This window comes from Streptomyces sp. NPDC012827, from assembly GCF_042900905.1.
Taxonomy (GTDB): domain Bacteria; phylum Actinomycetota; class Actinomycetes; order Streptomycetales; family Streptomycetaceae; genus Streptomyces; species Streptomyces gulbargensis.
In genome coordinates, this window is sequence record NZ_JBIBBY010000010.1 from 103238 (window position 1) to 123616 (window position 20379).

The 20379-nt window shown below is 74.3% G+C and carries 16 protein-coding genes and 1 pseudogene; 9 read left to right on the forward strand and 8 right to left on the reverse strand.

Translation table 11 applies throughout. From position 1 onward, the window contains the following. Position 1: 1 nt before the first annotated feature. The 5 genes from ACFY60_RS22250 to ACFY60_RS22270 all read left to right on the forward strand — a co-directional run bounded on the left by ACFY60_RS22250 (position 2) and on the right by ACFY60_RS22270 (position 5014). Positions 2–919, forward strand: a complete 918-nt coding sequence (locus ACFY60_RS22250; protein ID WP_388613340.1) for an AAA family ATPase — start codon at positions 2–4, stop codon at positions 917–919. 90 nt (positions 920–1009) lie between these two features. Beyond that, entirely contained in the window at positions 1010–1711 is a 702-nt protein-coding gene (locus tag ACFY60_RS22255; protein ID WP_388613338.1) for a ribonuclease H, read from the forward strand. A gap of 350 nt (positions 1712–2061) precedes the next feature. Next, on the forward strand, positions 2062–2745 hold the full coding sequence (locus tag ACFY60_RS22260) for a GNAT family N-acetyltransferase (protein ID WP_388613336.1): 684 nt from the start codon (positions 2062–2064) through the stop codon (positions 2743–2745). Positions 2746–2999: 254 nt separating this feature from the next. Continuing rightward, positions 3000–4094 carry an enoyl-CoA hydratase/isomerase family protein gene (locus ACFY60_RS22265; RefSeq protein WP_388613334.1) on the forward strand — a complete coding sequence of 365 codons (1095 nt, stop codon included), beginning with the start codon at positions 3000–3002 and terminating at the stop codon, positions 4092–4094. Next, positions 4091–5014, forward strand: a complete 924-nt coding sequence (locus tag ACFY60_RS22270; protein WP_309049454.1) for a glutaminase — start codon at positions 4091–4093, stop codon at positions 5012–5014. The genes ACFY60_RS22265 and ACFY60_RS22270 overlap by 4 nt, the downstream gene beginning before the upstream one ends. Before the next feature lie 46 nt (positions 5015–5060). On the opposite strand, the gene ACFY60_RS22275 is transcribed toward ACFY60_RS22270, so the two are convergent. Beyond that, a complete protein-coding gene (locus ACFY60_RS22275) occupies positions 5061–5792 on the reverse strand; it encodes a lysophospholipid acyltransferase family protein (protein WP_388613333.1) in 732 nt (243 codons plus the stop codon). Positions 5793–6160: 368 nt separating this feature from the next. Between ACFY60_RS22275 and ACFY60_RS22280 the strand changes: the two genes are divergently transcribed. Next, positions 6161–8101, forward strand: coding sequence for a pectinesterase family protein (locus ACFY60_RS22280; RefSeq protein ID WP_388613507.1), 1941 nt, complete (start codon positions 6161–6163; stop codon positions 8099–8101). A gap of 104 nt (positions 8102–8205) precedes the next feature. On the opposite strand, the gene argG is transcribed toward ACFY60_RS22280, so the two are convergent. The 6 genes from argG to ACFY60_RS22310 form a co-directional block, all read right to left on the reverse strand. Further along, entirely contained in the window at positions 8206–9651 is a 1446-nt protein-coding gene (gene argG, locus ACFY60_RS22285) for an argininosuccinate synthase (RefSeq protein ID WP_388613332.1), read from the reverse strand. Between the two features lie 106 nt (positions 9652–9757). Next, a complete protein-coding gene (locus ACFY60_RS22290; RefSeq protein WP_388613506.1) occupies positions 9758–10927 on the reverse strand; it encodes a Cmx/CmrA family chloramphenicol efflux MFS transporter in 1170 nt (389 codons plus the stop codon). A gap of 428 nt (positions 10928–11355) precedes the next feature. Next, a complete protein-coding gene (locus ACFY60_RS22295) occupies positions 11356–11979 on the reverse strand; it encodes an isochorismatase family protein (RefSeq protein ID WP_388613330.1) in 624 nt (207 codons plus the stop codon). Between the two features lie 193 nt (positions 11980–12172). Next, positions 12173–13210, reverse strand: coding sequence for a GlxA family transcriptional regulator (locus ACFY60_RS22300; protein WP_388613328.1), 1038 nt, complete (start codon positions 13208–13210; stop codon positions 12173–12175). Between the two features lie 141 nt (positions 13211–13351). Then, positions 13352–15268 (reverse strand): glycosyl hydrolase family 8, encoded by a 1917-nt coding sequence (locus ACFY60_RS22305; RefSeq protein ID WP_388613326.1) that lies wholly within the window; start codon positions 15266–15268, stop codon positions 13352–13354. Between the two features lie 398 nt (positions 15269–15666). Beyond that, on the reverse strand, positions 15667–16257 hold the full coding sequence (locus ACFY60_RS22310; RefSeq protein WP_388613324.1) for a TetR/AcrR family transcriptional regulator: 591 nt from the start codon (positions 16255–16257) through the stop codon (positions 15667–15669). A gap of 230 nt (positions 16258–16487) precedes the next feature. Here ACFY60_RS22310 and ACFY60_RS22315 point away from each other — a divergent pair, with 230 nt between their 5' ends. Together ACFY60_RS22315 and ACFY60_RS22320 are read left to right on the forward strand one after the other, a co-directional pair. After that, the gene (locus ACFY60_RS22315) at positions 16488–17135 is read left to right on the forward strand and encodes an alpha-ketoglutarate-dependent dioxygenase AlkB (protein ID WP_388613323.1); all 648 of its coding nucleotides are present in this window, start codon (positions 16488–16490) and stop codon (positions 17133–17135) included. A gap of 182 nt (positions 17136–17317) precedes the next feature. After that, complete coding sequence (locus tag ACFY60_RS22320; protein ID WP_388613321.1) at positions 17318–18739, forward strand: FAD-dependent oxidoreductase; 1422 nt, start codon at positions 17318–17320, stop codon at positions 18737–18739. A 366-nt stretch (positions 18740–19105) separates the two neighbouring features. Here ACFY60_RS22320 and ACFY60_RS22325 read toward each other — a convergent pair. Further along, a pseudogene (locus ACFY60_RS22325) lies at positions 19106–19568 on the reverse strand (chloramphenicol phosphotransferase). Here ACFY60_RS22325 and ACFY60_RS22330 point away from each other — a divergent pair. Beyond that, on the forward strand, positions 19559–20290 hold the full coding sequence (locus tag ACFY60_RS22330) for a DUF6333 family protein (protein ID WP_388613319.1): 732 nt from the start codon (positions 19559–19561) through the stop codon (positions 20288–20290). The pseudogene ACFY60_RS22325 and the gene ACFY60_RS22330 overlap by 10 nt on opposite strands. The last annotated feature ends 89 nt before the right edge of the window (positions 20291–20379 follow it).

Consider the following 20379-nt stretch of genomic DNA (forward strand, 5'->3'; position numbering starts at 1 on the left):
CGTGCCCGTCGTCCACGTCATGACCGGACTGCCCGCCTCGGGCAAGACCACCGCGGCCCGCGCGCTCCAGGAGGCCTCCGAGGGCCGGATGCGGCGCGTCAACCTCGACGATCTGCGCGCCATGCTCGACCGGCCCGAGGCCGGCCGGGGCCGCTCCCACGCCCACGAGCAGACCGTGCTCGGCATCCAGGACGCCGCCGTCCGTGCCGCCCTCGACGACGGCTTCGACGTCGTCGTCGACAACACCCACCTCACCCCGCACATCCCCAAGCGCCTCAAGGCGGCCGTCGCCGGCCGCCCGGCCACCTTCGTCGTCCACGACTTCACCACCGTGCCCGTCGAGGAGTGCCTGCGGCGCGACGCCGCCCGGGAGCGCCCGGTCGGCGAGGAGATCATCCGCCTGCTCGCCGACAAGCACGCCAAGGCCACCCGCGGCGGCTGGCGCCTCACCGAGGACTGGCTCAACGACCGCCCCGCCGCCCTGCCCTACGTGCCGGACCCCGCCCTGCCCTCCGCCGTCCTCTGCGACATCGACGGCACCCTCGCCCTGCGTGGCGACCGGGGACCGTACGACTTCACGCGCTGCGGCGAGGACCTCCTCAACCCGCCCGTGCGCGACGCCCTGCGCGCCTTCCGGCACAGCGAGCGCGACCGGATCGTGCTGCTCTCGGGCCGGAGCGAGGACCACCGGCCCGTCACCGAGGCCTGGCTCGCCCGCCACGGGGTCCCGTACGACGAACTGTGGATGCGGGCCGCCGGCGACGGGCGCGGCGACGACATCGTGAAGGCCGAGCTGTTCGACGCGCACATAAGGGACCGCTACGCCGTCCGCCTCTCCCTCGACGACCGCGACCGCGTCGTGGCCCTCTGGCGGCACATGGGCCTGCCCACCTGGCAGGTCAATTACGGCGCCTTCTGACCCCGACCGCCCCCCGCCCCGGCGGGAGGGCGGCCCGGCGGCCCCGGGGGGTGGTCCGGGCACCCGTCAGGGCCGTGTCAGGATCGTGGGATGGTGCAGAAGATCATCGCGGCGTGCGACGGCGCGTCGAAGGGAAACCCCGGACCGGCCGCATGGGCCTGGGTCATCGGCCGTGCCGACGGCGGCGTCGAGCGCTGGGAGGCCGGCCCGCTGGGCCGCGCCACCAACAACGTGGCCGAGCTGACGGCCCTGGAACGACTGCTCGAAGCGCTGGACCCGGCCGTCCCCGCCGAGGTCCGCATGGACTCCCAGTACGCCATGAAGGCCGTCACGACCTGGCTGCCCGGCTGGCGCCGCAAAGGCTGGAAGACGGCGGCGGGCACACCCGTCGCCAACAAGGACCTCGTCGTCCGGATCGACGCCCTGCTCACCGGCCGAGACATCGACTTCGTGTACACCCCCGCCCACCAGGTCGACGGCGACCCCCTGAACGACGCCGCCGACCGCGCGGCCAGCCACACGGCCCGTACGCAGGAGCCCATCGGCTCCGCCACCGGCGCCGAACTCCCGCCCGCCGAACCGGGATCGCGCCCCCCGGCGACCCGGACGCGCTCCTCCGCGCCCCGCGGGAGCGCCTCCGGCGCCGGCACCGCCCCCGCGCGCCGCAGTCGCCCGTCCGGCGGCACCCTCAAGGCGAAGTTCCCCGGCCGCTGCCGGTGCGGCCGCGCCTACGACAAGGGCGAGACCATCGCGAAGAACCCCGACGGCTGGGGCCACGCCACCTGCGTCTGATCCGCCCCGGTACGCCCCTGACCTGCGCCTGAGCCGGGCCGGGGGCGGGCAGGGAGCGCGCGAGGAGGGACCGGCCGTCCGACTGGCGGGCGGCCGTGTCCGCCCGCTGAGACCGCGGGACGGGCCCGCGCGGCAGCCTTCACCCGTGCGTGGACGCGGGTTCTCCCGGGGTTCTGTTCTCCGAGCGGTTGTGGCTGCATACTGTCCTCCTCGCACCTGGTGACGAACCGTTCCACCTGCGCGTTTGTGCTTCCCACGACGTGCTCGGCACCCGGCGAGAACCTCCCCCCAGCTGCTGCCGCGGCGCAACCGCGGCAGAAGCTCCCTGCCCGTGAAAGACCCGAGGTTCCGTGCCAGTACCTGTTCTCCTGACCGGGCGCTCCGTGCGCCTGGAGCCGCTGGCGATGCGGCACGCCGAAGCCCTCGCCCGGGCCGGCGGGGCGGACCGATCGGCGTACGCCTTCACTCCCGTTCCCGACGGCCTGGAGTCGGCGCTCGACTACATCGCCCGTGCCCTCACCGATCAGGCGGCGGGCCGCTGCCTGCCGTTCGCCCTGGTGAGTACGGCCGACGACCGGGTCATCGGCTCCACACGCTTCCTCGAACTCGACTACTGGAGAGGCCCGCTCGTCTGGCCTCCCGTCCCCGGGATGCCCCACGGCGACCCCCTCACCGCGGTCCCGGACGCCGCCGAGATCGGCAACACCTGGATCTCCGGCGACGCCCGGGGCACCGGCATCAACACCGAGGCCAAACTCCTCATGCTGCGGCACGCCTTCGAGTCGTGGGGGGTGCGCCGGATCACGCTGCGCGCGGACGCCCGCAACACCCGCTCCCGCATCGCGATCGAACGGCTCGGCGCCACCTGCGAGGGCGTCCGCCGGGCGCATTCACGAGGGCTCGACGGAGCCGTCCGGGACACGGCCTTCTACTCGATCCTCGACGAGGAGTGGCCCACCGTCCGGGACATCATCGAGCTCCGTCTCTCCGCCCCGCGCCGCGTCCCCGGTCTGCAGGACCTGCTGCCCGCCTGAGACGCCCCGCCACCGGGGGCGCGAGCGCCCCGCCGGCGCTCGCGCCCCACGGCGTGCGGTGGTTCCATGAAGGGGACGGGAAGGACGCGCGTGAGGCGCGGAGCAGCGGCCCTCACCGGTCGCACACCGCGCGATCAGGATCCGCGAGAAGCGGATGCGCCTTCCCGTCCTCCTGCCCCACCCCGTGTCCGGGCCGCCCGCCACCGCCGGTACGGTGGCCCCCGAGAGCGACCCGCGCCACGGGAAGGGACCCAGTGAACGTGCCGACCGGAACTCCTGACGTGCTCCTCCGGACGGAGGGCCGGGCGGGGTTCGTCACCCTGAACCGCCCCCGCGCCCTCAACGCCCTCACCCACGCCATGGTCCTCGCCGTCGACCACGCCCTGACCGCCTGGGCGGACGACCCCGCCGTCACCACCGTCGTCATCGAGGGCGCCGGCGAGCGCGGCCTCTGCGCCGGCGGAGACATCCGCGCCATCCACGACGACGCCCGCGCGGGGGGCTCCGCCTCCGCCGCCTTCTGGCGTGACGAGTACCGGCTCAACGCCCGTATCGCGCGCTACCCCAAGCCGTACGTGGCTCTCATGGACGGCATCGTCATGGGCGGCGGCGTCGGTGTCTCCGCGCACGGCTCCGTCCGCGTCGTCACCGAACGCTCGCGCGTGGCCATGCCCGAGACCGGCATCGGCTTCGTGCCCGACGTCGGCGGCACCCACCTCCTCGGCCGTGCCCCCGGCGAACTCGGCACCCACCTCGCCCTCACCGGAACCCCCGTCGGCGCCGCCGACGCCCTTCTCACCGGCCTCGCCGACCACCACGTCCCCGCCGAACGGCTGCCCGCCCTCGCCGCGGACCTCACCCGGCTCCCGGCCGACGAGGCCGTCGCCCGGCACGCCGAGCCCCCCGCCCCCGGGGTCCTCGCCGGCCGGCGGCCCTGGATCGACCACTGCTACGCGGCCCCGACCGTCGAGGAGATCGTCGACCGCCTCTTCGACACCGGGGAACCCGCCGCCAAGGAGACGGCGACCACCCTCCTCGCCAAGTCGCCCACCGCCCTCAAGGCCACCCTCGCCGCCCTCCGCCGCGCCCGGACCCTCACCACTCTGGAGGAGGTCCTCGACCTGGAGTACCGCGTCTCCTGCGCCGCCCTGGCCACGGCCGACCTCGTCGAGGGCATCCGGGCCCAGGTGGTCGACAAGGACCGCGACCCCCGCTGGTCCCCGGCCGAGCTCACCGAGGTCACCGACGCCGACGTGGCACGCTACTTCGCCGTGCCGGCCGGGGGAGACCTCGGCCTGGCCGCCGCTCTCCGCGCCGGGGACGCCGCCGCCCGGGACGGCGGCGCGTGAGCGACACCCACTCCTTCCGGCCCGTCCTCGACCGGATCGCCGAGGAGATCGCCGGACTCACCGAGCGCGGCCGGCCCGCCGACTACATCCCCGCCCTCGCGGCCGGCGACCCGGCCCGCTTCGGCATGGCCGTGGCGGAACTCGACGGCACGGTGTACGGGGTGGGCGACTGGCAGCACCCCTTCTCCACCCAGTCCGTCACCAAGGTCTTCACCCTCGCGCTCGCCCTCGCCGGAGAGGGCGACGCACTCTGGGCCCACGTCGGCCGCGAGCCCTCCGGCGACCCCTTCAACTCCCTGGTCCAGCTGGAGTACGAGAACGGCATCCCCCGCAACCCCTTCATCAACGCGGGCGCCCTCGTCGTCACCGACCGGCTCCAGCGGCTCACCGGCGACGCCTCCGGCAGCCTCCTCGACTTCCTGCGCGCCGAGAGCGGCAACCCCGGGCTCGACTTCGACCCCGAGGTCGCCGGCTCCGAGGCCGCCCACGGCGACCGCAACGCCGCCCTCGCCCACTTCATGGCCTCGTACGGCAACATCACCGGCCCCGTCCCCGACCTGCTCCGCGAGTACTTCCGCCAGTGCTCCCTGGAAGCCTCCTGCGCCGACCTCGCCCTCGCCACCGGCTTCCTCGCCCGCCACGGCGTCCGCGCCGACGGCAGCCGGCTGCTGACCCGCAGCCAGGCCAAGCAGGTCAACGCCGTGATGCTCACCTGCGGCACGTATGACGCGGCCGGCGACTTCGCCTACCGGGTGGGCCTGCCCGGCAAGAGCGGCGTCGGCGGCGCGGTGGTGGCCGTCGTCCCCGGCCGGTGCACGCTCTGCGTCTGGAGCCCCGGACTCGACAGCCGTGGCAACTCGGTCGCAGGCGTCGCCGCGCTCGACCGCTTCACCACCATCACCGGCCTGTCGGTCTTCTGAGCCGGCCGCCGGCCGGCCCGGCCCTGTGGTCCGTAACGCCGCCGGCTCAGACCCGCCGGGAATCGGGGCGGCGCCGCCACGCCGAACGGCGGCTCCCGGCGGGCCGGCCGGGACCCTCGGCGAACGCCGCCGGTTCGCCGAGCGCCCGTGCCGCCGTCCGCCACGCCTCGGTCACCGCCCCGTGCGCCAGGGCGGTCGCGGCGGCCACGTCGGCCGGCAGCCGCAGCGGCGTGCCGATGTGCACATGCAGGCCGGGCCGGCGGACCGGGGCCGTGAGGACCCCGGCGATCTGCTTGGCCCGCCCGCCGGACGTGATCCGCCGGGCACCGGCCTGTCCGACGGGGACGACCGGCGCCCCCGTGACGGCCGCGAGCCGGGCCAGTCCGGTACGGAACGGCTCCGGCGGGTTCTCACCGGCGTCACGGCGCGGCGGGATCCGCCCCTCCGCGTACAGCATCACGGGCCGGCCCGAGGCGAGGGCGACCGCGGCGTGGTCCAGGGCGGCCGCAGCCCGTGCCGATCCCCGGTGCACCGGCACGTGCCCCTCCCGCGACAGCGCCCGCCCCAGGCCGGGGATCCGCCACAGCCCCGCCGTGGCCAGCACCACCGGCTCGACGGCCATCCGCCGGCGCAGCGCGGCCAGGACGAGCGCCGGGTCGGCCAGGGAGGTGTGGTTCACGACCAGGATGCTGCCCGGCTCGACCCGGACTTCCGGGTCCGTGGTGACGGTCAACCGCCCGAAAAGCGGCACGACATGGGCGGCGAGACGACTGAGCACGAGGAGCCCCTGATCCCGAGACGGAACGCTGACGCCCCTCATGCTTCCGGCGGCGCACCGCCCGGACATGAGCACGCGTACTCAGCCGGCGCACGTGCCGGACCCCAGGACGGGCCGGCCCCGGCGCAGAAGAGCGGGAACCTCGGAGAAGTGCGGCGCCGACGGCAACCTTTCGGCGCCCGGCGGCGACCACCGACTGTTCACCGGTCGCCCCACGGGGCGGCGGACCCCCCACGTACGGAAGGAAGCACGACGTGAACCGGACACGCGGCGGAGCGAGGCACCGCAGGCGCAGGACGGCCCTGGTGGCCGGGATACCCGTGGCGCTCGCGGCAGCCGGGGCGCTGGCCTACGGAACCGCGTTCGGAATGTTCGGCGAGGACGCCCGGCCCACCGCAGGGGCCGCCGCCCCCGCCTGGGCCGAGGAGGCCGCCGACGGCTTCGCCTCCGTCGACGCCCTGGGACAGAAGGGCACGTACGGGGGGCGCGGCGGCCCGGTCGTCACCGTCCGCACGCTCGCCGACCTGGAGAAGTACGCCACCGCCGCCGGGCCGCACGTCATCGTCGTCGCCGGCACCATCCCGGTGACCCCGGTCGGCAAGGAGATCAAGGTCGCCTCCGACAAGACGATCATCGGCTCCGGCACCTCCGGCCACATCGTCGGCGGCGGCTTCTTCCTCGGTCCCGGCGTCCACAACGTGATCATCCGGAACCTGACGATCCGGGACGCGTACCAGGGCGTGTGGAACGACAAGGACCACGACTTCGACGCCGTCCAGATGGACGGTGCCCACCACGTGTGGATCGACCACAACGACCTGCGCCACATGGCCGACGGCCTGATCGACAGCCGCAAGGACACCTCGTACGTCACCGTGTCCTGGAACCGGCTCGGGAACAACAACAAGACCTTCGGCATCGGGTGGACCGAGAACACCACCGCCGACCTGACGATCCACCACAACTGGTTCCGCGAGACCGAGCAGCGCAACCCGTCCACCGACAACGCCGCCCACGCCCACCTCTACAACAACTACCTCCAGGACGACCCGGGGACGGCCATCACCTCCGCCTACGGCAACTACGCCCGGGGCCGGACCGCGATGGTCCTGGAGAACAGCTACTTCCAGGGCGTCACCAACCCCGTCATCAAGGACGCCACGGCCTCCCTCGTCCAGCGCGGGAACGTCTTCTCCGGGACCAAGGGGCGCAACGAGAGCGGCGGCACGGCCTTCGACCCCCGCCGCTTCTACCCGTACACCCTCGACGCCGCGGCCGACGTGCCCGCGATCGTCAAGGCCGGTGCCGGCCCCCGGGCCACGCTCGGCACCCCGCGTGCCGCCGCCGCCACCCGTACGCTGACCGTCGCCAAGGACGGCAGCGGCCAGTTCACCAGCGTCCAGAAGGCCGTCGACGCCGTGCCCGCCGGCAACTCCTCCCGGGTCGTGATCCAGGTGAAGCCCGGCACGTACCGGGAGGCGGTGAAGGTCCCGTCGAACAAGCCGCACGTCACGATCCAGGGCATGGGCGCGAGCCGGAAGGACACCGTCCTCGTCGAGGGCCGCGCCTCGGGCACGCCCAGGCCCGACGGTTCGGGCACGTACGGCACCGGCGGCAGCGCCACCCTCGCCGTCGAGGCCGACGACTTCCAGGCCCGCAACCTCACCGTCGCCAACGACTTCGACGAGGCGAGGAACCAGCACATCACCGGCCACCAGGCCGTCGCCCTGCGGACCGCCGCCGACCGGGTCCTCCTCGACGGACTGATCATCAGCGGTGACCAGGACACCCTCCTGCTGGACACGGCCGCCAAGGACCGGCTCGGCCGCGTCCGCCTCACCAACTCCTACGTCGTCGGCAACGTCGACTTCGTCTTCGGCCGCGCCACGGCCGTCATCGACCGCTCCGTCCTCACCCTGAAGAAGCGCTGGGACGGCACCTCGGCCGGCTACGTGACGGCGCCGAGCACCCCGGCCGGGCGCAAGGGCTTCCTCATCACCCGCTCGACCGTCAACGGCGACGTGGGCGCCAGGAGTTTCTTCCTCGGCCGGCCCTGGCACGCCGGCGGGGACGCCACGCTCGACCCGCAGACCACGGTCCGCGACAGCGTCCTGAGCGCGGCCGTCCGGCCCGCCCCGTGGACCGACATGGGCGGCTTCTCCTGGAAGGACGACCGCTTCGCCGAGTACCGCAACACCGGTCCCGGCGCCGGCCCGGCGGGCGCGGAGAGGCCGCACCTGACGGACGCGCAGGCGGCCGACCAGGAGATCGCCGACTGGCTCGGCGACTGGACCCCCACCGCCGGCTGACCCCACCCACCCTCGGGGCCCCTTACGGCGAAGGCCGGCCCGGCGCGTCGCGCGCCGGACCGGCCTTCGGCATGCCGGGTGCGGCCGGAGCCGCCGGTACGGGGTCAGTCCGTGCCGAACTCCATCGCCGCGCGGTCCAGCATCTCGTCGTCGCCGGAGCCCTCGCCCCGGGAGGCGATGGCCTCGGCGCCGCCCTCGGGCATGGTGCCGATGAGACCGGTCGCGGCGGCCTGCGCGGCCCCGATCGCCGGGTCGGCGGAGCCGAGCAGGCCCATGCCGGCGTACTGCTCCAGCTTGGCGCGGGAGTCGGCGATGTCCAGGTTCCGCATGGTCAGCTGACCGATCCGGTCCACCGGGCCGAACGCCGAGTCCTCGGTGCGCTCCATGGACAGCTTGTCCGGGTGGTAGCTGAACGCCGGTCCCGTGGTGTCGAGGATCGAGTAGTCCTCACCGCGCCGCAGCCGCAGCGTCACCTCGCCGGTGACGGCCGCGCCCACCCACCGCTGGAGGGACTCACGGACCATCAGGGCCTGGGGGTCCAGCCAGCGACCCTCGTACATCAGCCGCCCGAGGCGCCGGCCCTCGGTGTGGTACTGGGCGAGGGTGTCCTCGTTGTGGATGGCGTTGACGAGCCGCTCGTACGCGGCGTGCAGCAGGGCCATGCCCGGCGCCTCGTAGATGCCCCGGCTCTTGGCCTCGATGATCCGGTTCTCGATCTGGTCGGACATGCCCATGCCGTGCCGGCCGCCGATGGCGTTGGCCTCCATCACCAGGTCGACGGCGGAGGGGAACTCCTTGCCGTTGATCGACACCGGGCGGCCCTGCGCGAAGCCGATCGTCACGTCCTCGGCCGGGATCTCGACCGACGGGTCCCAGAACCGCACGCCCATGATCGGCTCGACGGTCTCCACACCCGTGTCCAGGTGCTCCAGCGTCTTGGCCTCGTGGGTGGCGCCCCAGATGTTGGCGTCGGTGGAGTACGCCTTCTCCGTGCTGTCCCGGTAGGGGAGGCCGTGGGCGAGGAGCCACTCCGACATCTCCTTGCGGCCGCCGAGCTCGGTGACGAAGTCGGCGTCCAGCCACGGCTTGTAGATCCGCAGGTGCGGGTTGGCCAGCAGGCCGTAGCGGTAGAACCGCTCGATGTCGTTGCCCTTGAACGTCGAGCCGTCGCCCCAGATCTGGACGTCGTCCTCCAGCATCGCCCGGACCAGCAGCGTGCCGGTCACGGCGCGGCCGAGGGGGGTGGTGTTGAAGTAGGCGCGACCGCCCGAGCGGATGTGGAACGCCCCGCACGCGAGTGCGGCCAGGCCCTCCTCGACGAGCGCCGCACGGCAGTCGACCAGGCGCGCGATCTCGGCGCCGTACGTCTTGGCGCGGCCGGGCACCGAGGCGATGTCGGGCTCGTCGTACTGGCCGATGTCGGCGGTGTAGGTGCACGGGACGGCGCCCTTGTCGCGCATCCACGCGACCGCCACCGAGGTGTCGAGGCCGCCCGAGAAGGCGATGCCGACGCGCTCGCCGGCCGGAAGGGAGGTGAGGACCTTGGACATGGGAAGAGTATGCATCATCTCGCATGTTCATGCAATCCCGGGTTGCCTGCCGCGTCCGCGAGAAGGCCGCCGCCCCGGGCCGGGCCGGGTGCGCGACCCGGGCGGCTCACTGCCGGGCGTCCACGGAGGCGGACGCGGTACGGCCCACCCGTGCGGACGCCGCCCCGGCCGCCAGGGCCAGGACGGCGAGGGCCGCGCTCGTCCCGGCGGCGGCCCGGTGGTCCCCCGTCGCGCCGGACGCCGCCGCGGCGAGCAGCGGTCCGGCGAAGGCACCCGCGTTCAGTGCCACCGTGGCGGACGCGCCGCCCAGCGCCGGGGCCCGGGTCGTCAGCGACAGAATCCGGCCCACCAGGGCAGAACCGGCGCCGAAGGACAGGCCGCCCAGCACCGGCGCGAGGACGAACAGCGGCACCGCGCGGTCACCGGCCACCGCCAGCGCCGCCCACGCGGCCGGCAGCAGACAGAGCGCCACGAGCAGCCCCCGCCGCCGCGCCTCCTCACCGGCCCGCCCGGCCGCCGTCACCCCGAGGAAGGAACCGGCGCCGAAGACGGCCAGGAGCGCCGGAACCGCGCCGTCCGGCAGCCCGGCCACCTCGACGCCGAGCAGACCGAGATGGGCGAAGGCCGCGAAGGTCGCGCCGTTCGTCAGGGCCGAGAGCAGCAGGGCGCGCCGGACCGGCCGCGCCCCCAGGACCCGCAGTTCGCGCCGGACCGGCACGCGTGACGGTCCGGGCGTGCCGGCGGGGGCGTGCCGGAGGACGAGGACCAGCGCGGGGAGGCACAGCGCGCCCACCGCCCAGAAGGCGGCCCGCCAGCCGTACCGCTCCCCGAGCAGCGCGCCGGCGGGGACGCCCGCGACGCACGCCAGGGTCACCCCCGACAGCAGGACGGCCGTCGCGCGGGCGCGCCGCTCCGGGGCGACGAGGGCCGGTGCCACGGACAGGGCGACCGCCAGGAAACCGGCGTTCGCCACGGCGGCCACGACCCGGGTGCAGAAGAGGACGGCGAAGTCGGTGGTGAGGGCGCCGACGGTGTGGGCCGCGACGAACGCGGCGAGGAAGACGGCCGGTGCGAGGCGCGCCCGGCGCGCGCCGGTCACGGCCATCAGCGGCGCGCCGACGATCATCCCGGTCGCGTACGCGGAGGTGAGGCTCGCGGCGGCTCCCGCCGGGACGGACAGATCGCGGCTGATGTCCGGCGCCAGGCCGGACAGCATGAACTCCGAGGTGCCCTGCGCGAAGACGGCGAGGCCGAGGACATGGACGAAGAAGGGCAGGGGGTGGCGGCGGGAGGGACGGGTCACGGGACGACTCCGGAACGGGCGTACGCGGTCGGGGGGAAGCGCGCGCCGGGCGTCGTCGGCCGCCGGCCGGAGGCGGGCGGAGGAGACCGCCGCCGGGAAGGCGGCGGGAGCCGGGCACGCGGAACGCGTGGCCGGTCGCGGAGAGGGCGGGGCCGGTGCCGGGCCCGGTCGGCGCCCACCGTCGCGCGGGGCGGCGCGGGGGAGGGGAGCGACCGGGAGGGCCGGTGGACTACCGGGGGTGCGTCCGCCGCCGGGCGACCGGCGGCTCGGTTCTGTCGGACTCGGGACTCGTCACCCGCGGCACGTTAGCCGCGGCGCGGCCGTCCCTCAACCGTTTTTCCGCAGGGCGCGCCGGGGCGGTGGCGGGTCGCCGCGCCACCGCCCCGCGCCGGTCCGCGGGATCAGTCCGTGAGGCCGTCGACGGCCGGGACGACCAGGCCGAACAGATCGGTGATCGTGGTCAGCGCGGCCGTGTGGAGGGTGGCCGCCGGCACGACGGTGCCGGCGGGCGCGGCGAGGGAGCGCGTCGCCGTGGCCTCGGCGACGACCGTCGGCCGGTATCCGAGGTTGAACGCCCCCTGCGCGGTGAACGCGACGCACATGTGCGTCATGAACCCGGCCAGCACGAGGTCCTTGCCGCCGCCCGGCGCGAAGCCGAGACCGACCAGGGTCTTCTCCAGGTCGGTGGCGTGGAAGGCGTTCGGGAACTGCTTGACGACGACCGCCTCGCCCTCCGCCGGGGCGACCTCGTCGCTGACGGAACCGATGTGGGCGCGGATGTCGTACGGCGTGTCCTCACCGCCGTCGTTGACGATGTGTACGACGGGGGTGCCGGCGGCCCGGGCGCGCGCCAGCAGGCGCGCGCCGGCCGCGAGGGCCTCCTCCGCGCCTTCCAGGGCCATCACCCCCGAGCGGTACGTGTTCTGGAAATCGATCATCACCAGGGCGGACGCGCCGAGCCGGGGCGGGGTGGCGTCCAGGCCGACCACCTGACGGAGGGACGCGGAGGGCTGCTGGGTGCTCATGGAAGGACCTTTCGAGGAAGGGAGATGTGCGGGGTGGGAGAACCGGGGAGAGGGCACGGGCCCCGGGGCGGGACGGCACGTGTCACCGCCGGGCGGCGGGCGCCGCGCCGGTGGACGGACGCCGGGCCGTCACGCGCGGGCCGGCGGGGAGGGGGCGGACCGGCCGGACCGCGAGGTCGCGACGGCCGGCGGATCAGACGGTGTGGGTACGGAACCGGCGGCGGTAGGCCGCCGGTGTGGTGCCCAGGCGACGGCGGAACGCCCGGTGCAGGGTCTCGGGCGAGCCGAGCCCCGCCGTGGCCGCCACCCGGTCGAGCGGGCAGTCGGTGGTCTCCAGGAGCCTGCGGGCCGCCTCGACGCGCGCCGACTCCACGTACGCGGCCGGGCCGACCCCGGTCTCCCGGGTGAAGACCCGTGCGAAGTGCCGCTCGCTCAGGCACATCCGGGCCGCCAGGGCCGCCGTGGACAGTTCCTCGTCGAGGTGCTCGGCGATCCACACCCGCAGCTCGTCGATGTCCCGGCGGGTGGCCGGGGGGCGGCTGAGCGGCACGGAGAACTGGCTCTGGCCGCCCTGCCGTTTGAGGTACATCACCAGCTGCCGGGCCACGGCGAGGGCCAGGTCCTCGCCGTGGTCCTCCGCGACCAGGGCGAGTGCCAGATCGAGGCAGGCGCTGATCCCCGCCCCGGTCCACAGCCGGCCCCGGTCGGTCCGCACGAAGATCGGGTCCGGGTCGACCGTGACCCGCGGGTGGTCCGCGGCCAGCTGGGCGGCGGTCGACCAGTGGGTGGTCGCCGTCTTCCCGTCCAGCAGCCCGGCCGCCGCCAGCACATGCGCCCCGACACAGACCGAGGCCACCCGCCGGGTGTGCGGGGCGGTCCTGCGAACCCAGTCGACCACCACGGGATCGACGCGGGCGACGGGGCCGGCTTCGACCATGTCGACCGCGCCGGGCACCAGGAGCGTGTCGACGTCCGCGCCCACCTCCTCGAAGGAGAGGTCGGCGAGCAGGCGCACGCCCGCCGACGTCCGCACCGCGCCGGCGGCCGGTCCGGCGAGGCGGACCCGGTATCCGGCCTGGCCGCCGGTCTCCCGGTCGGCCAGTGCGAAGACCTCGGCCGGCCCGGTGACGTCGAGCAGGTCGACGTCCGGGAAGACCGCGACGACGACGCGGTGCGGCTGACGTGCGCCCGGTGCGGGGTCCGCACCGGGCGCCTGGGGAGCTGAAGGCATGCCCCCACCCTCGCCCGCCGGCCCCGGTGGCCGCAATGACGATTCCCTGTCACATCCGGACACGGCCGTGCCCACCGGTCCGAGGAGGGACCGGTGGGCACGTGAGAAGGGGGAGGCGGTGCTACGGACGCCGCGGCCGGGTCACGGCACCCAGTGGTTGCCGCTCGCCGTGATCATCACCTGGAGCTGGATGCTCGCGGAGAAGTAGCTGCTGGTGTCGACGGGCGTCGCCACCATCTTGTTCCACAGCTTGTCCAGCCATGCCTGGCTGCCCGGGTCGGTCATCGCCGCCACCGCGAAGGGGGCGAAGAAGGCCGCCTCGCTGCCCGCGGAGATCTGCGTCCCGTTGAGCTGGTACCCGATGGCGATCTTGTTCGGGTCGCCGCCGGTCTTCGCCTTGATCCACGTGTTGAGCTTCCGCGCCGCCGTGAGCGAGCCGGCGTCACCGCTGGTCACCGCGTCGTCCCCGATGCGCCACGGGGTGCGGCAGGCGTTCCACCAGTACGCGCCGTCGTTCGGGTCCTCCAGGACCTTGCCGGGCGCCGGCTTCGGCGTCGTGTCGGTGTTCACCACGAAGTCGGGCAGCAGGCCGGTGCCGGGGGAGTACGTCGACTGGAGTCCCGCGATCCGGTTCTGGTGGGCCGTGCGGATCGTGTCCCAGGCCGCGTCCCCGGTCGCGGACCGGAAGGCCCGGAAGTGGTCGGCCATCCAGTCCGAGGTGCGGGAGATGTAGTAGTACTGGTCGCCGGAGCTGCTCCAGTCGCCGAGCTTCAGCAGGTTCGTCGCCGGGTTGACCTCGTCCTTCTTGATCGCGTTGATGTGCTTGATCGCGAGGTCCTTGTAGTTGTACGTGCCCGAGCTGCCCCACTGCTTGTCCGCGAGCAGCAGCCCGTACGCCACGTCCATGTCGCCGTCGGTGGCGCCGTCACCGCCGTTGACGCTGCGGCAGTTCACGTCCTGCTCGGCCGCCAGCAGGTGGGGGTTGATCGAGGAGGGGTGGTCGATCTTCCACTTCACCAGACCGTCGAAGATCTTTTTGGCGTCGGGGTCCGCGCCCGCCATGGTCGCGGTGATGACCATGCCGTAGCCCTGCGCCTCGGCGACGTAGGGGTGGTCGGCGTCGGGCGAGTGGACCTGGTACCAGCCGTTGCCGCAGTTCTGCCGGACGAAGGCCGCCTTCCAGGCCTTGTAGTACTCGACGACCTTCTGGTCCAGGACCGCCTGCGTGCCCGAGGGCTTCAGCGTGCCGGGCGCGTACGGCCTCAGGTGACTGCCGAAGGGTACGGCCGGGCCCGTGCCGGTGGCCGGGGTGGTGACGGTGAGCGCGTTGCTCGCGGCCGACACGTTGCCGGCGGCGTCGCGCGCCTTCACGGTGTAGGTGTAGGCCGTCGAGGCGCTCAGGCCGGAGTCGGTGTACGAGGTGCCCGAGGGGGAGGCGATCAGGATGCCGTCCCGGAACACCTGATACCCCGTCACCCCCGCGTCGTCCGTCGCCGCGTTCCAGGCGAGGGCGGCGCTCGTGGAGGTCGTCGAGGTCGACCGGAGGCTGCCGGGGGCGGTCGGCGCGGTGGTGTCGGCGGGGGCGCGGGAGCCGTAGACCTCGAACTCCCAGAGCGAGTAGCCGTACGGGGTGCCGCGGCCCGTCCCGTACATCCGGACGTACCGTCCGGTGCCGGAGACGGCGAGGTCGTCGATCGCGCCGTCGCCCGCGCTCGTCGTGTGGACGTCGGTCCAGGCCGTACCGTCCTGGGAGGTCTGGATCCGGTACGTCCTGGCGTACGCCGCCTCCCAGTTGAGCTTCACGCGGGAGATCGTGTGGCTGGACCCGAGATCGATCCGCAGCCACTGCGGGTCGACCCCCTCGGCGCTGGCCCACCGGGTGGTGGTGTCGGCGTCGACCGACAGGCCGGGTTCGAACCCGCTCGCCTCGATCGAGGAGGCCGTCGCCGGCTTGCCGGCGGAGATCAGCGTGTCGGCGGCGACCGCCGGGGGCGGCCCGACGAGCGGCAGGGACAGCAGTCCCGCCGCGACGAGCAGGGAGGTGACGCTTCGCCTCATGGCAGTGGTCGTTCCTTTCGTGACGTGCCCCGTGGACGCGTGGACGTCGAACTCCGGGACGGGCGACGGGAGATGCGGGGGCGCTTCAGGTCCGGACCAATCGTTAGGAAATTTTCCTAACCATTCGCCCCGGAGGGTAGAGAGGCGGGGTGCGGCCGCGCAAGACCCTGGCGGGAAGGGGATGGACGGGCGACACGGTGCCGGCCCCTGTGATGTCCGCGCGCGCGGGCGGGCCGGGCGGCGCGGACGTCCGGGATGGGCTGCCCGGCGAGCAGCCTCGAAGGGCCGGAACCCGCCGGCCGGGGACCGGGACGAGGAGGCCGTCCACGGTGCGCCGCGAACAGGGCCGCGCCCTCCGGCGGCGCACCGCGCGGGACCTTCCTCGCGCGTGTCTCCCCTCAGGGGGCGACCGAGCGCCAGATCCTGTCCGGGAGGATGCGCGCGGCCTCGTCGAGGTCGACGTCCCCGAGGGTGATCCAGCGGCGCGCGAGCCCGACGACCGGACCGAGAACGAGGGTCTCGATCACCGGCACGGGCAGAGGGGCCAGTTCGCCGGCCTCGACGCGGGCCTCGATCCACTGGGCGATCGGGGAGAGGCGGGCCTCCTGGGAGTCCCGGATCTCCGAGGTGCGGGTCATGCCTTCCCGGTCGGCCGTGGTGGAGTGCAGGAGCCGGGCGGCGGCCGGATGGTCGCGCACGAAGCCCAGGTAGGCCCGGACGACGGCCCGCACCCCGGTCCGGGCGTCGTCCGTCGCGGTCAGGGCCGTGCTCAGTTCCCCCAGGAGCCGGCCGAGCCAGCGCAGCGCGAGCGCCGTGAGTACCCCGTGGAGACTGCCGAAGTGGTGGTAGACGCTGCCGGTGCTGACCCCGCTCGTCCGGGTGAGCGCCCCGACCGTCAGGCCGGCCTCCCCGGAGGAGGCGTAGAGACGCAGGGCGGCGTCCAGGACCTGCTCGACGGTGGCTTCCCCGCGTTGCTGCTTCGGGCTCATCGAGCCGGGTCCCTCGCTCTCTCCTCCCACCGGGCCGTACCGGCCGCGGCCGCGGCCGCGCCTCGGCGTCCGCAGGGCAGTCAGCATAGGCCACCCGTTCTAGAACGCCGTTTCAGGGGGCGGGGAGCGGAGCGGTGGCCTCCGGGCCACCGCCCTCGCCACCGGTGGGCACGGTGGTGTCACCCCTGTCGATTCGCTCGTATGTTCGGTTAGGTGGCTATGCTGGACGTATGAACGCCGCACCACCCGACCTCCCCGGATTCCAGGGTTCCCTCTTCGACCAGGGGACCGACATCGGCCCCGGACCCCTGCACGGGCTGCGGCGTACGGAGCTCGCCGGGGGAGCGTGGGTCGATCATCTTCCCGGCTGGTTCCACGGGGCCGACGCCCTCTTCGAGGAACTCGTCGCCCACGTGCCCTGGCGCGCCGAGCAGCGGCGGATGTACGACGGCGTCGTCACCGTGCCGCGCCTCCTCGCGTACTACCCGGAGGGCAGGCCGCTCCCGCACCCGGCGCTCCACGAGGCCCGTGAGGCCCTCGGCGCGCACTACTCCGCTGAACTCGGCGAGGCCTTCACCACCGCAGGGCTCTGCCTCTACCGGGACGGCCGCGACAGCGTCGCCTGGCACGGCGACCGGCACGGACGCTCCGCCACACGGGACACCATGGTCGCCATCCTCTCCCTCGGCGACCCCCGCGACCTCGCCTTCCGCCCGCGCGGCGGCGGCCCCGTCGCGCTCCGCGTGCCCGCCGGGCACGGCGACCTCGTCGTCATGGGCGGCTCCTGCCAGCGCACCTGGGAACACGCCGTACCCAAGACGCGCCGGGCCGTCGGCCCCCGCATCAGCGTCCAGTTCCGGCCGCACGGCGTCGGCTGAGCCGGCCGCGCGCCCCGGCGCTCCGCGCGTCCCGGGCCCCCGGCGCCCGGGCGTTCGCGCGCCGGGGTATTCCGCGCCGCGCAGGGTAACCGCCCCGGTGAGCGAGCCAAGCAGTGAGTTCCACGAGCGAGCCGCGGGAAGCGAGCCGTGACACGTGAGCCGTACCGCGCGGAGGAGGCACCATGCGCCCGTACTGGCTGGAGAGCAGTCCCTCGGCCACCGAACACCCGCCCCTGGACGGCGACCTCACCGTCGACGTCGCCGTCGTCGGCGGCGGAATCGTCGGCCTGTGCACCGCGCGGGAACTCGCCCGCGCCGGATGCGACGTCGTGGTCCTGGAGGCGGACCGGATCGCGGGCGGGGTCAGCGGGCACACCACCGGCAAGGTGACCGCCCTCCACGGCCTCTGCTACGACCGCCTGCGCCACGACCACGGCCCCGAGGCCGCGTCCCTGTACGCCGACGCGCAGCAGGAGGCCCTGCGGGAGGTGGAGCGGCTCTGCGCGGGCCTCGGGCAGGACGTCGAACTGGAGGACCTGCCCGCCTTCACCTACACCACGCAGGCCGAACGGGCCGGGGACATCCGGGCCGAGGCCGCTGCGGCCTCGGCGGCCGGGCTCCCCGCGACCTGGGTGAACAGCACCGCCGAAACCGGCCTCCCCTATCCCGTCGAAGCCGCCGTACGGGTCGAGAACCAGCTCCAGTTCCACCCCCGGCGCTTCCTCCTCGGCATCGCCGAGGACCTCGTCGCGCACGGCGGCCGGATCCACGAGCGCACCCGCGTCACCGGCGTCAAGGAGGCCGCCGAGTGCCGGCTCACCACCGAGGGCGGTCACACCGTGCACGCCCGCGACGTCGTCCTCGCCACCCAGTTCCCGCTCCGCTGCCACAGCAGCCTGCTCGTACGGCTGGGTGTCCGCCGCGAACTGGTCGTCGCCGCCCCGGTCCCCGCCGACCGTGCGCCGCGCGGCATGTACCTCACCCCCGAGCACGGCACCCGCTCGGTGCGCACGGCGCCCTTCGGACCGGGCCGGCGGCTGCTGATCGTGGCGGGGGAGTCGTACGAACCCGGCGCGGGCGGCGTCGAGGAACGCTTCGCCCGCCTCGAATCCTGGGCCGCCCGCAGCTTCCCCGACTTCGCCGCGGGAACCGACGGGGACGGCGGGGGAGCCGCCCCGTACCGCTGGACCGCCCAGGACGTGACCACGGTCGACGGCGTCCCCTACGTCGGTCACGAGCACCCCGACACCCAGCACGTCTACGTGGCCACCGGCTTCGACGGCTGGGGCCTGTCCAACGGCGTCATCGCCGCCGGGCTCCTCACCGCGCACGTGACCGGAGCGCCGCGTCCCCCGTGGACCGAACTCTTCGACCCGCGCCGGCGGCTCCCACTGCGCGAACTCCCCGACGTCGCCAAGCACCAGGCCACCGTGGCCCGCCACTTCCTGGCGGGCAGGCCCGGCGGCCGGCGCTGCACCCACATGGGCTGCGAACTCGGCTTCAACGAGACGGAACAGACCTGGGAGTGCCCCTGCCACGGCTCCCGCTTCGCCGCCGACGGCAGCGTCCTGCAGGGCCCGGCCACCGAACCCCTCAAGGACTGAACGAGTGAGTCCACAGTGCGGGTCAGTGGTCGTAGGCGATGAGTGACCTGGTCAGCGGCGCCCGCGCGCGGCCATGAAGGCCGCCGCTCGTCCACCTCGCGACCTCCGGCGCCAAAACCCGGCGACGGGGGCCCGGTCTCCGGGCTCGTCCACGCCTCCCGCGCCATGGGCGGGGCGCCGGCCTGGCGGTCCTCTCCGCCGTCGCGGTGGCGAAGACCACCGGCGGGACCAGCCCGGAGGCGCTGATCGAGGGGTACGCGTGGGCGTTCCGCACGGCGACGGGGGTGCTGCCGGGGGGCGCTGATGCCGCTCCGGCTGCCGCGGGTCGGGCCGGCCGGCCGGGCGCCGAGCCGTTGGCCGACACGGTCAGCTGACGCGGGCGGCGATGGTGCGCGTGCACACCAGGGACTCGGTCTGCGTCGTGTCCACCTCCAGGTCGTGGACCACACACCGTCTCCGCCTGTAGCGCCGCCATGCCCCGCTCGCGGTCTCCGCGTGCGACCTCACGGCCCGCGGCGGCCGCGCTCTCGCAGCGGGCGCCCACCTACACGCGTTCACCTCGCCCAGGGCCTTCTGTCACCGCCGCCGGGACGACGCTCCGCCGAGGAACACGTCGTCGCCGGCGATCCCGGCGCCCGCACGGGCCATCGCCACGATGCCCTCCGTCCAGGCGGCCTCCAGGGGCGCGGAACTCCGCCCCGGCGCTCACCCGGCCGTCGGCGGAGATCTCGATCCCCGCGTCCGACGCCCTCGGTCTCGCTACGGTGGCGCCTGGACGCCCCGCTCTCCCGGGATCCCGACATACACGGAGGTAATCCCATGACGACAGGCAACGACTTCTGGGAGTACCCGCCGGAGCAGGACATCGCGCGGTACGGAGAGTTCCGGCTCACCCTCGTCGAGCCGCCCTTCCCCGCCGGCGCGAAGGCCCTGCCCGCTCACGACCCGAACCGCGCAAGGGAGTTCGCCGCGGCGCTCCTCACGGTGGACGCGGTGGTGGAGGAGACGGAGCGGATCGAGGCGGTCGAGCGGCCCTCCTTCGCCACGCGCGCGGACCTCGACCTGGTCGGCGTCGGATGCTGGGGAGCGGTGACCGAGATCAACGATCCCGCGCTGGCGCTCAGCGGGGGAAACCACCCTCTCGCCGAGCAGGCGGACGCGCTGGCCGAACGCTTCCCGGGGGCGGTCGTCGTCGGCTCGGCGACGATCGACCACCACGTGACCTACAGCACTCATGTGATCCACCATCCGGACGGGACGCGCCTGTTCGGCTCGGGGTGGGGCGGAGAAGGGGACTGGGAAAGTTCCGGCACGCCGCGCGAGGTCGTCGCCGCCTTCGGTATCGGCGCCGACGACCTCGCGCGGGAGGACGTCGACCTCGACGCCGACCCCGGGTCCTTCCACTGGGAGGGCCTGGCGCGCCTCGCCCTGCTGCGCGTCACCCCGCTGCAGCGCAAGGGCCGCACCCTGTCGGTGTTCCGTGTCCGGCACACCGAGAAGACCACCGGCGACCTGGAAGAGACCTGGATCCGGGGCCTCGACGAGTTCTGACCGTGACGACCGCAAAATCCTCACGACTTGGCGGGGACATGCTGACGTAACGGCGGGACTCCACTCCCCCTGGCCCCTAGAGTGCCCAA